This is a genomic window from Shewanella sp. CG12_big_fil_rev_8_21_14_0_65_47_15 (assembly GCF_002783505.1).
GTDB lineage: Bacteria > Pseudomonadota > Gammaproteobacteria > Enterobacterales > Shewanellaceae > Shewanella.
The window spans coordinates 13,365-26,898 of the sequence record NZ_PFGL01000071.1; the positions used below are offsets into that span (position 1 = coordinate 13,365).

Sequence of the window (13,534 nt, forward strand, 5' to 3'; positions counted from 1 at the left end):
GCATAAATACTAAGACGTTATAAGCCATAGGGAAGATCGGTGTCCAAATCGTTAATAGGCAAACTCGATGTATTCAGCGTTTTTATTGCATGGTCTCTTTTGCTCGCATTCTTTCTAGCACTGAGTTACGGCAAGTTTTTCTCTCCACCTGAGGCTAGTGCGAGTCATTTGGTATACATCTTCGGTGCTTTCCTTGGCGCTGTAGTTGTACATATTATTTTGGCGTTATTTAACCGTTGCCCTCACTGCAATAAGTGTTTAACTGTTCAAGGGTTTAAGTCGTCGCATCCAGCATCAAGTGGGGGCTGGTCTAAAGTTGTTTGGCATTGGTTTTCTGGCTCAATCGTTTGTATTCATTGCGGCAACAGGGTCAACACAAATGGCTTATAACAAATTGCTTAATTTCGTTCCGGCCACAAAAAGCGTGGCCTCCACTGGACTGCCTACGCTTCGCTGCGGCAGCCAATTAGCAAAGCGTTATAACTCAAGGAAGGCGCTGTGCTATTTAAATATCTAGAGCCTGATAGGATTGATGTTTTAGATTCGAATCTTATTCGCTTTACGCAGCCAGCTGACTTTAATGATCCTTTTGAGTTTAAACCTGTCATTTCAACTTTGGCTTCAAAAGAAGAAATGGACGAGGTGTTCGAAAGCAAAATCAAGAGTTTAATTAAAACTGAGTTAGAAAAAATCCCCCCTGTGTTAAGAACATTAATATCACCAGCTCAGTTAGAAGCTTTAACAAGACAAAACTACGGTCAATATTGTCGGGAAATAAATAAGCAGTTTTCAGCCATGAGTGGCGTAGTCGCCCAAACTTTTGCTGAAAAATCAAACGAAATGATCGGAGTTCTTTCGCTAACGGAGAAAAACAGCAATTTACTTATGTGGGCGCACTATGCCCGTTCACATACAGGATTTTGTATAGGATTTGACGATAACAATCCGTTCTTCAATCATAAACGAAGCGATAGAGATGAGTTTTATCATCTTCGAAAAGTAGAATATGCGAAAGATAGACCGACAAAACGTGTAATGGAGCTTACTGGAGTTGAACTGCTCTTAGTTAAATCTGAAGATTGGTTTTATGAGCAAGAGTGGCGTATGTGTGCTGTATTAAGCGACTCAAATAAAGTGATTGAGGCGGAAACGTATCCTATACACCTTTTTAACTTTCCAAAAAGTGCAGTTAAAGAAGTTATCTTAGGAGCGCGTATGGAAAATAAGAAAAAAGATCAGCTGCTCAACGTTCTTGGTTCAAAATATGAAAACGTGGTGGTTAAGCAGGCAATTATTTCACCAACAGAGTTCAAGATCGAGCTCGTTGAGTTATAACAATCCGCATCATACGGGGTCTGCTGCTCATGCGACGCTCACAAGTTCGCGCGCATGGGCAGAGTGTTATCTCCATAGAAATTTTAATTCGAAACTGACAAGTTAGAGCAAAGGGTCTATCACGCTTTTGTCCAAATGTGAGTTATAACCGTCTGTGGAAATGACTATTCATGCAGCATTGCTCAGTGGGGTTTTAATGCTCTGTTTTATGAATAAATTCCTGTTCAAACTGCCTTGCGGTAATGGGCTTTCCATAGAGATAGCCTTGGCCTAAATCGCATTCTTCATTACGAATAAAGGCATCTTGTTCTAGGGTTTCTACCCCTTCGGCTATTACCTCTAAATTCAATTTCTTGCCAATGGCGATAATCGCCTTAGTTAACTCCCTATCCTGTTCGTTTTCTTCGAGTTTATTGATAAAACAGCGATCGATTTTTAAGGTATCGAAGGAGTACTTTTGTAGATAACTTAAGGATGAATAACCTGTGCCAAAGTCATCTAGGGAGATGCGGATGCCGAGTGCTTGCAGTTTTTGGATGGCATTGTGGGCTAAGTGTTCATCTTGCATTAGCATGCCTTCGGTGATTTCAAGTTCTAGGGCCGTGGGTGGCATTTGATAAAGTGCTAACAGATCGGCGATATGCTCGACAAAGCGGGGATTGCGCATCTGAATGGGAGAAATATTAATGGCAATTTTAAAGTCGTGTTGGAGGGCTCTGCACCATTTAGCGGCTTGGGAGAGAGCCGTGTGTAGTACAAAGTTACCAATATCGATAATCTGACCATTACGTTCTGCCAAGGCAATAAATCTGTCGGGGGAAACATTGCCAAGGAGCGGATTATGCCAGCGCAGCAAGGCTTCGGCACCGATCACAGCCTTGGTTTTTAAGTTGATAAAGGGTTGATAGTGGAGGCTTAATTCATTTTTATTCAGGGCATCTACTAAGTGTGATTCGAGTTGATAGCGCTGGCGCAGTGCCGCTTGAACATCTTGATTAAAAAAATTATAGGCAGAACCTTCCGCTTTGCTGATCGTCATGGCTGCGCCCGCTTTTTGCAATAACACCGAGGCATCTATTCCATCGCTGGAGGCCTGCGCTATGCCTATGCTTGAGGGAATAGTGATCACAAAATCTGCAACACCAAAAGGAGTGTTACAGCAGTTTATGATCTGATTTATTAATTTATTGACTTGAGTGTGTGGGGAAGTATGGGACTGAACTATCACAAACTCGGCGCCGGCGATGCGGGCGACAAAGGTGTTTTCATCGGCATAATGTTGTAAACGCTGGCTGAGAATGGTGAGAATTTTATCGCCAATCAGGTAACCGTAACTGTCGTTGATCGATTTGAAATTGCGCAATCCCACATAGAGAACAGAAACATTTCCCTTGGAATGAGTTTCTTCAAGCATATGTGAGAGGCTATTAATCAAAGTAATACGGTTTGGTAGGCCTGTCAGTGGATCGTAACTTTTATGGTATTCCAAGGAGCTTTCGGTTGAAGTGCGGGTTTCAATTTCGCGGATCAGCTTAACGCTAAGCTCAGCCAGTTCATGGGTGCGTTGTTGGACGACCTGTTCGAGCTGTTGATTATGGGTTTGTAGTTTAGCCTGTTGAAATAGCGTGACTAAGTTAGCTTCAATCCCATTCTGAAAACGGCTGAGCAAACTACGGAACTGTTTACTGTAATGATGCTCTTTGCTGTCTAGCATGCAGATAGTGCCAAAGGCCGTGTTATCGGGCCAGCGCAATGGCAGGCCACAATAGGCGATCATGCCGAGTTTAATATCAGGGTTTTTATCCCAATTTTTATCTTTAAGTGCATTAGGAATATGCAGTTCTCTGCATTCTTTCATCACTGTTTCGCAGTAGAGCCCATGACCTAGACTGTCTTTATCATGTTGTTTATAGGGGTTGCCTAGGCTATGACTCGAGGCAAAGACTTCTATGTCGGATTGATGTACCCGCATGATGAGTGCAGCTGGGGTATCGACTATTTCAGAGAGTAAATCTAAGGTTTGCTGCCAGTTCTCGAGCATTGCTGCGGGCACTATGATTCCGTCGGTATCGATAGCAATGTCGGCGAGTATCCGTTTTTTTTGGGATTGCTGAAGGGCGATATGATAAGGCATGGGTGCTCAATCCTAGAGGCGCAATGTTATGTATAAACTATAGCCTTTTTGCCGGTGATTCGAATTTTTTACCTCAATTAAGTTGAATATGGTTGTCTGGCTGATATTGTTAAACTCCTTAAGTTTTCGATAAGAATTCACTATTACACTAGTACTAGATATTCTAGTAATTGGTTTTTCTAGTGAATAACACATTGAAAGATAGCTATAAAACGACATTCTTCAGCTTTGCCAAGAGCCATTTATTTTCCCCACTTCTGGTTTTCGCGGTGATCATTTTTGGACTTGAATGGACTCACGCCGATATGAAAATGGCGAGCATATTATTTCAGTGGCAGGGGGGTGTCGATTCTTGGCCATTAAGAGGCTATTGGTTCACTGAAAATCTGTTGCATGTAGCTGGGCGTAACTTAGTGATCTTGCTGGCCCTAGTCGTAGTGCTAGGGATTGTTTTTAGTTTCCGTCGCGATGCTATTCGCCCCTATCGTAAAGGATTGATCTATTTATTCTGTAGTGTGCTTGCTAGCGTATTATTAGTGCGTATCGGCAAGAACCTAACCCATATGACCTGCCCATGGGATGTGGTGGAGTTTGGTGGCCGGCTCATGCATTCCTCTCTATTTGCCCGTTTACCCGAAGGGGCTGAGTTTGGGCAATGCTTTCCCGGTGGACATTCGAGTGGTGGCTTTGCTTGGGTTGCGACCTATTATGTATTGAAACAATATCACCCCCGTTATGCCAAAGTGGGGTTAGTATTTGGGTTGCTACTGGGTGTGGTTTTTGGGATGGCACAGGAACTGCGCGGCGCCCATTTCTTAAGCCATGATTTATGGAGTCTCGCGGTTGCCTGGACCTGTGCAAGCCTATTGTATTACGGCTTTTTCCTCCGGGCTCCTAAGGTGGAGAGTGTTAACCTTGCCCATAGCGTCAGTATGATTAATGCTAAATAATGGAACCTAATTATGCTTGTTACGCAGCAGAACACGCCCTTGTGAGATTGATTAACATGACCGTGGCTGCTTCAGTGTTCTTAGGGGTTAAAATCTAAAGTCGAAGCGAATATCCCCTTGGCGTAAGCGCAATCTTTCATCTAACAGGTGATTTTTTTCATTGAGCAGCACATTTTTTTGTTTTAAGAGTGCGGCTTTATCGGTGAGATTATTCAATTTATTATCGATGCTGCCGATTTCAGTGTCGATGGCATATAAGCGTTCGGCGATTTCGGCTAAACGTTTATTTACTAAATATCGTTCATATCCTTGGTTATAGCGTTCTACAAATTGATTATTGCTACAGACCCCATAGTAATGTTCCCCCGCTAATCCTACGCGATAACCATTTTCGGGTAGGCAATAATTAATGAGCCCCTGTTGATATCCCTGTTGCCACTGTGTCGCGTCCACTTTGAGATTAAATTCGTGGCAATCCTTTTGGTATTGATTGAGTTGGGTCGCCGTAGCACCACGATTGCCGTCCGCGAGCCCTAGGGTGTACCAATCACTATTACGACATTCTTCGAGTGAGAGACTCGTGCATTGGGTTAAAGATAGGACGGATAATGCCAATGCAAGCTGTAAATAACGCATTCAATGCTCTCGAGGAATAAAAGGGGGATCAGAATAATGCTTCGGGAAGGTGAAGCCAAGGGATGAAAGCGGTGCCGAGATCAATAGTTATCATCAAGGCTCTTACAATGTGCGGCAAATGCTCAACGCGGCGGCTATGGCTGTAGCCCCATTGCCCTATTTGTGCTGGTTTTGTTAGTCTAACGATTGCGTCTGTGGTGGCGTTGGAGAATAGGGTTGACCTGTGCTTGGCTCAGTTAACTATAAGTAAGCATGTGGAAATTTAAGGTTAATTTTCAGTATGTTTGTTGACTTTAAACCAAGATAAATCTGTTATTGTGTTCCTGTTCCATGTGTTTTAGTTTTTACTTAAATTTAATCAATCATTTTTTCCTATTTCCGTTAGGAGTCCGCTTTTTTATGAAGATTTGTCCGCAGTATTCCATCTCAAGCCTAAGTAAGGTATAAGGGCGCTATGAAAACTCCGAAACGAATCCAACCTCTGGTTGATGAAGGACTGGTCGATGAGGTCATCAGCCAGTTAATGAGCGGTAAAGAGGCAACTGTGTACGTGGTACGCAGTGGCGAGGATATTCGCTGCGCCAAGGTTTATAAAGAAGCGGACAAACGCAGTTTTAAGCAGGCGGTGCTGTATCAAGAAGGCCGTAAAGTCCGTAATAGTCGCCGTGCCCGCGCGATGGAAAAAGGCTCTAAATTTGGCCGCGATCAAATGGAAGAAGCCTGGCAAAGCGCCGAGGTCGATGCGCTATATCGGCTAGCCCACGCTGGTGTTCGGGTGCCGACACCCTATGGCTGTTTCGATGGTGTCCTCCTGATGGAGTTGGTTACCGATGCCGAAGGCAATGTGGCGCCACGTTTAAATGATGTGACCCTGTCTGCCGAAAAAGCGGTGCGCGACCACGCTTTGGTGATGACCTATGTCAAGCGTATGTTATGTGCGGGTTTAGTGCACGGTGATTTGTCTGAGTTCAACGTCTTAGTCGATAGTGAGGGCCCAGTAATCATCGACTTACCCCAAGCGGTCGATGCGGCGGCGAATAATCATGCTAAATGGATGTTAGCTAGAGATATCAACAATATGACTCAGTATTATGGTCAATACGCCCCCGAATTATTAAGGACTCAGTATGCCAAGGAGATGTGGGCTTTATTTGAAGCGGGTGAATTAAAACCCGATACCCTGCTCACGGGTGAGTTTACTGAAGTGCTTGCCGAAGCGGATGTCAGTTCAGTATTAGAAGAAATTCAGGCAGCTTATGAAGAAGCGCAGGAACGGAAGATGCGGATCCAAGAAGCGAATGAAGATTATTAGTTGCTCGGATCTTACTGAAATAGGTTGCTTCCCACTAACACAAGTCACTGCCTTCCTTGGCGCGCCACACTCACTATAGCGCTAGATCTTCATTGATCCCGTGAATAAAAGGGCAAGACCCAAGAGGGTAATATGCTAGTGACTTGGGGGAGCACAACTCACATATTTGATCTTGGGGGAGATAACTCCCTCTAAAGCCTTGCCAAAACCTTTGCTTTCTCTCTTTATATCGACACTTAACGTATTAACACTTAAATGATTTCCCAACCTTGGTTGGGTTAGCAATTAAAGTGGATGACAAGGCCGGACGAAAAAGGGCGCTGTTATTATTGTTGTGAGCACATCTTTTACATCGTTAGCGTTATCAGCAGGGCGATATACCATCCTGTCCGGCCTTGTCTATTTGGGCTCCGATAGGAATGTAAACATTAACCTATGGTGCGTAATTCATTGTTAAGCTGTTTTATTTTTTTCTGCAGCTGGGCTATCTCACCCATGAGAGCACATTCTCTTTGTTGTGGTTGTTGGTCGCTTTCCCTTACCCACTGGTACACGGCTTTAGCCGAAATACCGTATTGGCGAGCCACATCCGAAAGTAAACGACCTTTTACTTTCACTTCGGAAATGACATTGAGCTTGAGGCTATTGTCGATGATTCCCATGTGCTATCCCTCTTTACTGCGTTCTAGCGATATTCGATGTAATGGCGTTGATTTTTCCTTAGTGACTAACGCCGCTGCTCTAAATCCCACTGGCTATAGCCAACATGGCGTAAATAGATCCATTCATGGCGACACAGTTCAATAAGATTCATAATGTTCTTCATCTTTCCTCCTTAATACCTATGGGAACATCGGGTGTTTCCTTGATCAAGCTAACCTAAGCTAGGCTCTGATCTGTTACGATAGGTTCAGATTTCATCTACTCATTTAGTAGTATGTAAAATTCGTGCCAATATTCTAATTTTTATTTTTTGATTGAAAATCAATAAATTATGAATTTGTTTTAAACGACTTTAATTTTGCTCGTTGTCAAAAATAGTGCAAAGCGCACTATTTCAGGGCTTTGCACTCGGTATTTTTGCCTGTGGTTTATTTAGTCCGCTGGGCTATCCCTGTATCTTTACTGACTTAATTATCAATTAATGGTATTGCGTAGAGATTAATGATTGTCTCCAAGGAGAATACTTATATACTGCGTTTTTTGAATGTTCAGTGGTTGTTTGTCCATGCCGTTAGTTGTGAAATTTTTGCCTTCTTTGTGGACATTCACCGTCATCAATCATGTTATGAGGTCATTAAGATGAAGCGTTTTCAAATAGGTTCATTTACATCATCTAAGCTCACTATTGCGGCGATCATCAGTGGGTTATTGGTATCTGGCTGTACCACAGTGAATCCCTATACCAATGAACAACAAACTGCAAAAGCAACGACTGGCGCCTTAATTGGTGCCGTTGCCGGCGCAGCCGTGGGCGTCGCCTCTTCTAGCAAGAGCGACCGCGGCAAAGGTGCTTTAATTGGTGCAGCATCTGGTGCGGCTGTTGGTGGTGGCATTGGTTACTATATGGATGTACAAGAAACTAAATTGCGTCAGCAATTGGCTTCGACAGGTGTGAGTGTGACCCGTAACGGTGACAACATTATTCTCAATATGCCAAATGAAGTGACCTTTGGTGTAGATCAAACCGAGCTAAGCGATGGTGCTAAACGCGTGCTGAATTCTGTCGCAGTTGTGGCAAAGGAATACAGTAAAACCCAGCTTAACGTATTAGGTTATACCGATAGCAGTGGCTCGGATTCTTACAACTTACGCCTATCACAGGTACGTGCGGGTGAAGTCGGCAATTACTTGATGGGCAAAGGTGTGGCTTCGGCTCGAGTGAAGTCTCAGGGTATGGGTGAAGCGAGCCCTATCGCCTCCAATGCGAGCGCCGAAGGCCGTGCACAAAACCGCCGAGTGGAAATTGTGCTAACACCGACGGGCCAGTAGGCCAGTTAATTATTATGCTTGTTACTAAAAGTCGCCTGTGGGCGACTTTTTTGTTTTCCACGGGATAGAAAATGGCACTCTTTCGGTGCCATTTTTGTAATGAGTATAAACGGTTAAAGCGCTAGCAGTGTTGAAGCGTTAGTGCATTAGTGCATCAGGTAGAGTGTCGCTAAACCAAGGAAGGCAAACAGGCCTATCACATCGGTCACTGTGGTGAGCACCATGCCGCCAGCGAGTGCAGGGTCAACTTTAAGTCGTTTTAATATCAGTGGGATACTCGCGCCTGCAAGCCCGGCAATGGTCATATTGATCAGCATGGCACCACCGATCAGGCTGGCGAGTGCTAAGTCATCCTTCCAGACGAGTACCGCGATAAACACCAGAATCGACCACATCAAACCATTGAGGAAACCAATGGCGAGTTCTTTGCCGATCAGCCAGCGGGCGTTACTTTGTCCTATATGTCCAAGGGCAATACCGCGGATCACGAGTGCGAGGGTTTGATTGCCCGCCACACCGCCCATGCTTGGGACTATGGTCATTAAAATCGCGATGGTGGCAAATTGTTCGATTGTCCCCTCAAACATATTACTGACCGAAGCGGCAAGCAATGCGGCGAACAGGTTGATGGTGAGCCAGAGTGAGCGGCGAAGGGTACTTTTAAGCACCGGGGCGAAGGTGTCTTCGTCGTCGTCCATCCCCGCCATCCCCATCATAGAGTGCTCGGCGTCTTCACGGATCACATCGACCACATCGTCAATCGTGATCCGGCCGAGTAATTTGCCATCGCTATCCACCACAGGAGCAGAAACCCAGTCATGGCGTTCGAATAACTGCGCGACTTCACTGTCGGGCATGCCAACGGGAATACTCTCGATGTTGGGATCCATGATGTTACGAATTGGGGTGTTAGGATCACGGGTAAGCAGATCGGCAAGCCTAACACCGCCGAGCACTTTGTCATGTTTATCGACAACATATAAGGTATCTGTGGTGTCGGGCAGATTGCCACGTTGGCGTAGATAGCGCAGCACGACGTCGATATTGACATCGGGCCTGAGCGTCACTGTATCTGTGTTCATTAGGCTGCCCGCCGTTTCATTCGGGTAGGACAGTGCTTGCTCAACGCGCTGGCGATTTTGCAGGCTCATGGATTGCAACACTTGCTTATACACAGTGTCTGGCAAACTGCGCAGAATATAGGCGAGATCATCTGTGTCCATGCTGGCGGTCGCCTTAGCGACTCGTTCGGGGCTCATGGTGCTGATCAGTGGATCTTTAAGTTCTTCGCTGAGTTCATCGAGAATATCGCCTAACTGTTCTTGATCGATCAGTTGCCACAGCACTTGCCTCGCCTTTGGGGGCGAAGATTCGAGGATCAGGGCGATATCGGAAGAGGCCATGTTTTGCAGCATTTGCCGCACATGGACAAACATACCGCTACTCAGGGCTTGACTCAGTTGGTCGAGGCGTTGCCCGACTTGATGGCTGTCTGAAGCTTCTACGGGCATTTATCCTCCATAGCATTGTGAACCTGTGGCCTACCAGCTTTGGATCTTTAACCGACGTAGAGCCGACATCTGGCAAAAGAACAAAAGTAGCATATTGTAATTGAGCGGGACGGATAAGGTCGAGTGGCAAATGTATATGCTGGGACTTGATTTCAACCAACTGAAACCAAAGGTGAAATACTGCTAGCAACCCCTAAGTTCTAGGGTTAGCAAGCTTCATCAAACTTAGCGTCAATGAGTGCACAAATGGCATCGAGTGCGGGCGCGGCATCTGGGCCTTCGGCAATCAGTTTAATGGTTTTACCCATACCAGTTTCGAGCATCAATAAACCCAGTACACTGGCGGCTGAGGCCCGTTTATCACCTTGGATTAACGTAATAGTCGCATCAAACTCCGATGCCAGCACCACCAATTTAGTGGCGGCGCGGGCGTGTAAACCGAGTTTATTGCAGATGGTGACTTGGCGTTCAAGCTTTGGCATGGCTCAACTCTCGATGGCGCGAATTGACTTTATGTTTGCCATTGCTAAAACGTTTGGCGAGTTGCTCGGCTACATAAACCGATCTGTGTTGGCCACCCGTGCAACCAATGGCGATCGTCAGATAGCTGCGGTTATTGCGTTCTAAATGGGGCAACCAAGTTTCTAGCAGATTTTCAATTTGCCAGATGAACTTATTGACCAGTGGCTGGCGATTTAAAAATTCGGCGACCGGTTCATCTAGGCCTGTAAGGGGACGCAGTTCGGGTTCCCAATGGGGGTTGGGCAGAAAGCGCACATCGAACATAAAGTCGGCTTCGGTGGGCATGCCGTGTTTAAAACCAAAGGACTCGAAGTTGATCACTAATTCCTTATCGATACTGCCGAGCAAAATCTGCCTGACCTGATCGCTTAACTCATAGATATTCAAGTTCGATGTATCTATGTAGTGGTCCATTTGCTGCGATAGGGGCTCGAGCAATTTACCTTCGAGTTTGATGGCTTCTTGCAGTGAGACTCGGCTCTTAGATAAAGGATGTAAGCGGCGGGTTTCACTGTAGCGTTTAAGCAGGATTTTATCGCTAGAATTGAGGAAGAAGCTGGTCAGCTCCGTGCCCTCGGGCAGACTCGCCAGTTGTCTCACTAACACTTTATCTTGCTCAGGCTGGTTGCGTACATCGACACTGATGGCGACGAGATCGTTACTGCCCTTGAGCTGTTCAAGCAGGCTGCCAATCAAAGGCAAAGGGAGATTATCGACACAGTAGTAGCCGAGATCTTCAAGCACTCTCAGTGCGACAGATTTGCCTGAGCCCGAGCGCCCTGACACTATGACCAGTTTCATCCAGTGATTACCTGATAGAGTTCCGTTTCATCATGCGTCTTGCGCAATTGCTTCAATATTTGTTTGTCACTGAGCTTTTCAGCCATACAGGACAAGGTGCTTAAATGCTGCTGACATTGATCCGCTGGTACGAGCAATGCAAATAAAATATCGACGGGTTGCTTATCGATAGCATCGAAGGCTATCGGCTCCTCACATTTTACGAGTATCGCAATGGGTTGTGTTATATCGGTTAATCGACCATGTGGAATGGCGATACCGTTACCTATACCTGTGCTCCCCATCTTTTCGCGCGCCACAAGGCTTTCGAATATCTCTTGAGATGAGAGGGTGGGGTACTGGGCAGCGGCTAAGTCACTGATGAGTTCCAGTACCTTTTTTTTACTGCCCGGAGTGGCGCAGGTAGTGCACTCCGGCCGCAGTATGGTACAAAGTTCCATTATTAGTGTTTTGTTAACTTCTCTTTGTGTTTAATAACCTGACGATCAAGTTTGTCTATCAGGACGTCTATGGCAGCATACATGTCTGCATGCTCTGAAGTTGCAAAAACTTCACCACCGGTGAGGTTAATTCTCGCTTCGGCAATTTGTTGCATTTTCTCAACATTGAGCACAACGTGCACATTATTGATCTGTTCGAAATGACGTTCAAGTTTTGAAAACTTTTCCTCTACATATGCCCGTAACGATTCAGTAATCTCTATATGGTGTCCACTTAGGTTTATTTGCATAGAAACGTCCTCCGATATCCACAGTAGGCTATAAACTTTTACGCTGATTAGAAGGAGGGATCAGCATAGCTTCTCGATACTTCGCAATGGTTCTGCGGGCTACGTTAATCCCTTGTTCTGCCAGAAGCTGCGCCATCTTGCTGTCGCTTAATGGTTTTTTCTGGTTTTCCGCGGCAACCAGTTTCTTTATAAAGGCTCTGATTGCGGTGGATGAGCACTCGCCGCCATCGTCGGTTCCGACGTGGCTTGAGAAGAAGTATTTTAGTTCAAAAAGTCCCTTAGGGGTATGCATGTATTTTTGGGTGGTCACCCGCGAGATGGTGGACTCATGCATTTCAACGGCTTCGGCGATATCGTTGAGCACCATAGGTTTCATCGCTTCTTCACCGTATTCGAAGAAACCTTGCTGATATTGCACGATACAGTTCGCCACTTTGAGCAGAGTCTCGTTCCGGCTTTCTAAGCTTTTGATAAACCATTTAGCTTCTTGCAGATGGCCGCGGATAAACTGGCTATCGGCTTGACTCTTAGTGCTGCGGGCCATTGCTGCATATTGTTGATTGACATTGATTTTTGGCATGCAGTCAGGGTTGAGTTCGACGACCCAGCGGCCATTTTTCTTCGAGACAGAGACATCGGGGATGACATATTCCTCATCGACTGGCGTGATCAATAAACCTGGACGAGGGTTGAGCGTCTGGATCAGGGCAATGCCGTCCCTTAATTCATCTTCTTTGAGTCTTGTCTTACGCATCAACAGTCTAAAATCGCGGGCGGCGATCAGATCTAAATGGTCTCTGATCAACATGCGGGCGTTTTCGAGGTGCGGTGTATCCGGCGAGAAATGGGATAACTGGATAAGCAGGCATTCGCTTAAATCCCTCGCGGCCACGCCAACGGGGTCGAAGTGTTGAATGCGCTTAAGCACGGCCTCGACTTCATCCAATTCGATGTCTGGATTGCCCATAGCTTCGAGAATATCTTCAGTACTTTGAGTGAGATAACCCTGATCGTCGATGGCATCAATAATGGCGGTGGCGATGGCTAAATCGGTCTCAGAAAAGGGCGTGAGGTTTTTTTGCCATTCTAAATGTTCGTATAGGCCTTCGCTGGTTTCGCCTTGGAAGGGCATATCATCTTCACGGCTGCCCCCTGGACCCGAGTTCGGTGAGGCGGTAAAGACTTCATCCCAAGTGGTATCCATGGGGAGTTCGTCGGGCATGGACTCTTTAGTCAACGATTCCGCCGTGTCGACCGTGGAGCTATCCTGTTCGGGTGGCAGAGTGCTGGACTCGCTGAAATCAGTATCGGCTATGGTCTGGTTGCGTTCGCTAGGTGCGTCAAATTGCTCCTCTTCCAGCTCGAGAAGAGGATTAGAGTCTAAGGCTTGCTGGATCTCTTGCTGCAGTTCCAATGACGACAGTTGCAACAGACGAATGGCCTGTTGTAATTGTGGCGTCATAGTTAACTGTTGACCCAGTTTGAGCTGGAGTGACGCTTTCATGTTACCGCTGATCCCTAGGTTATTATTTTAGAATGAGGTCGCTTGTTATCATTATGAAGGGAGCCGGATGATGTTAAATTTAATGATCATTGGCTCCATTTAAGTAA

At 45.8% G+C, this 13,534-nt stretch carries 13 protein-coding genes; 4 read left to right on the forward strand and 9 right to left on the reverse strand.

Features of this window, described 5'->3' with window-relative positions; genetic code table 11:
* Nucleotides 1-498: 498 nt before the first annotated feature.
* Nucleotides 499-1,335, forward strand: a complete 837-nt coding sequence (locus COW15_RS20190) for a DUF2971 domain-containing protein (RefSeq protein WP_293635460.1) — start codon at nt 499-501, stop codon at nt 1,333-1,335.
* 193 nt (nt 1,336-1,528) lie between these two features.
* Here the strand turns inward: COW15_RS20190 and COW15_RS20195 are convergent, their stop codons facing one another.
* A complete protein-coding gene (locus COW15_RS20195; protein ID WP_293635462.1) occupies nt 1,529-3,469 on the reverse strand; it encodes an EAL domain-containing protein in 1,941 nt (646 codons plus the stop codon).
* A 194-nt stretch (nt 3,470-3,663) separates the two neighbouring features.
* On the opposite strand from COW15_RS20195, the gene COW15_RS20200 reads away from it, so the two are divergent.
* Nucleotides 3,664-4,419, forward strand: coding sequence for a phosphatase PAP2 family protein (locus COW15_RS20200; protein ID WP_293635619.1), 756 nt, complete (start codon nt 3,664-3,666; stop codon nt 4,417-4,419).
* 87 nt (nt 4,420-4,506) lie between these two features.
* Here the strand turns inward: COW15_RS20200 and COW15_RS20205 are convergent, their stop codons facing one another.
* Nucleotides 4,507-5,055: a DUF2799 domain-containing protein gene (locus tag COW15_RS20205; RefSeq protein ID WP_293635464.1), complete on the reverse strand. Its 549-nt coding sequence runs from the start codon at nt 5,053-5,055 to the stop codon at nt 4,507-4,509.
* 454 nt (nt 5,056-5,509) lie between these two features.
* On the opposite strand from COW15_RS20205, the gene COW15_RS20210 reads away from it, so the two are divergent.
* Nucleotides 5,510-6,367: a PA4780 family RIO1-like protein kinase gene (locus COW15_RS20210; RefSeq protein ID WP_293635466.1), complete on the forward strand. Its 858-nt coding sequence runs from the start codon at nt 5,510-5,512 to the stop codon at nt 6,365-6,367.
* Nucleotides 6,368-6,795: 428 nt separating this feature from the next.
* Here COW15_RS20210 and COW15_RS20215 read toward each other — a convergent pair whose 3' ends face one another.
* A complete protein-coding gene (locus COW15_RS20215) occupies nt 6,796-7,029 on the reverse strand; it encodes a transposase (protein ID WP_293635468.1) in 234 nt (77 codons plus the stop codon).
* Between the two features lie 640 nt (nt 7,030-7,669).
* Here COW15_RS20215 and COW15_RS20220 point away from each other — a divergent pair.
* A complete protein-coding gene (locus tag COW15_RS20220) occupies nt 7,670-8,359 on the forward strand; it encodes an OmpA family protein (protein WP_293635470.1) in 690 nt (229 codons plus the stop codon).
* Nucleotides 8,360-8,505: 146 nt separating this feature from the next.
* Here the strand turns inward: COW15_RS20220 and mgtE are convergent, their stop codons facing one another.
* From mgtE to COW15_RS20250, 6 genes are all read right to left on the reverse strand, one after another.
* Nucleotides 8,506-9,870 carry a magnesium transporter gene (gene mgtE, locus COW15_RS20225; RefSeq protein WP_293635472.1) on the reverse strand — a complete coding sequence of 455 codons (1,365 nt, stop codon included), beginning with the start codon at nt 9,868-9,870 and terminating at the stop codon, nt 8,506-8,508.
* A 206-nt stretch (nt 9,871-10,076) separates the two neighbouring features.
* The gene (locus tag COW15_RS20230) at nt 10,077-10,352 is read right to left on the reverse strand and encodes an HPr family phosphocarrier protein (protein WP_293635474.1); all 276 of its coding nucleotides are present in this window, start codon (nt 10,350-10,352) and stop codon (nt 10,077-10,079) included.
* Entirely contained in the window at nt 10,339-11,193 is an 855-nt protein-coding gene (gene rapZ, locus COW15_RS20235) for an RNase adapter RapZ (RefSeq protein WP_293635476.1), read from the reverse strand. The genes COW15_RS20230 and rapZ overlap by 14 nt, the downstream gene beginning before the upstream one ends.
* The gene (ptsN, locus tag COW15_RS20240) at nt 11,190-11,633 is read right to left on the reverse strand and encodes a PTS IIA-like nitrogen regulatory protein PtsN (protein WP_011790711.1); all 444 of its coding nucleotides are present in this window, start codon (nt 11,631-11,633) and stop codon (nt 11,190-11,192) included. Before ptsN ends, rapZ begins: the two co-directional genes overlap by 4 nt.
* A gap of 2 nt (nt 11,634-11,635) precedes the next feature.
* Nucleotides 11,636-11,923, reverse strand: a complete 288-nt coding sequence (gene hpf / locus COW15_RS20245; protein WP_007650503.1) for a ribosome hibernation promoting factor — start codon at nt 11,921-11,923, stop codon at nt 11,636-11,638.
* A 28-nt stretch (nt 11,924-11,951) separates the two neighbouring features.
* Nucleotides 11,952-13,427: an RNA polymerase factor sigma-54 gene (locus COW15_RS20250; protein WP_293635485.1), complete on the reverse strand. Its 1,476-nt coding sequence runs from the start codon at nt 13,425-13,427 to the stop codon at nt 11,952-11,954.
* Between the last annotated feature and the right edge of the window lie 107 nt (nt 13,428-13,534).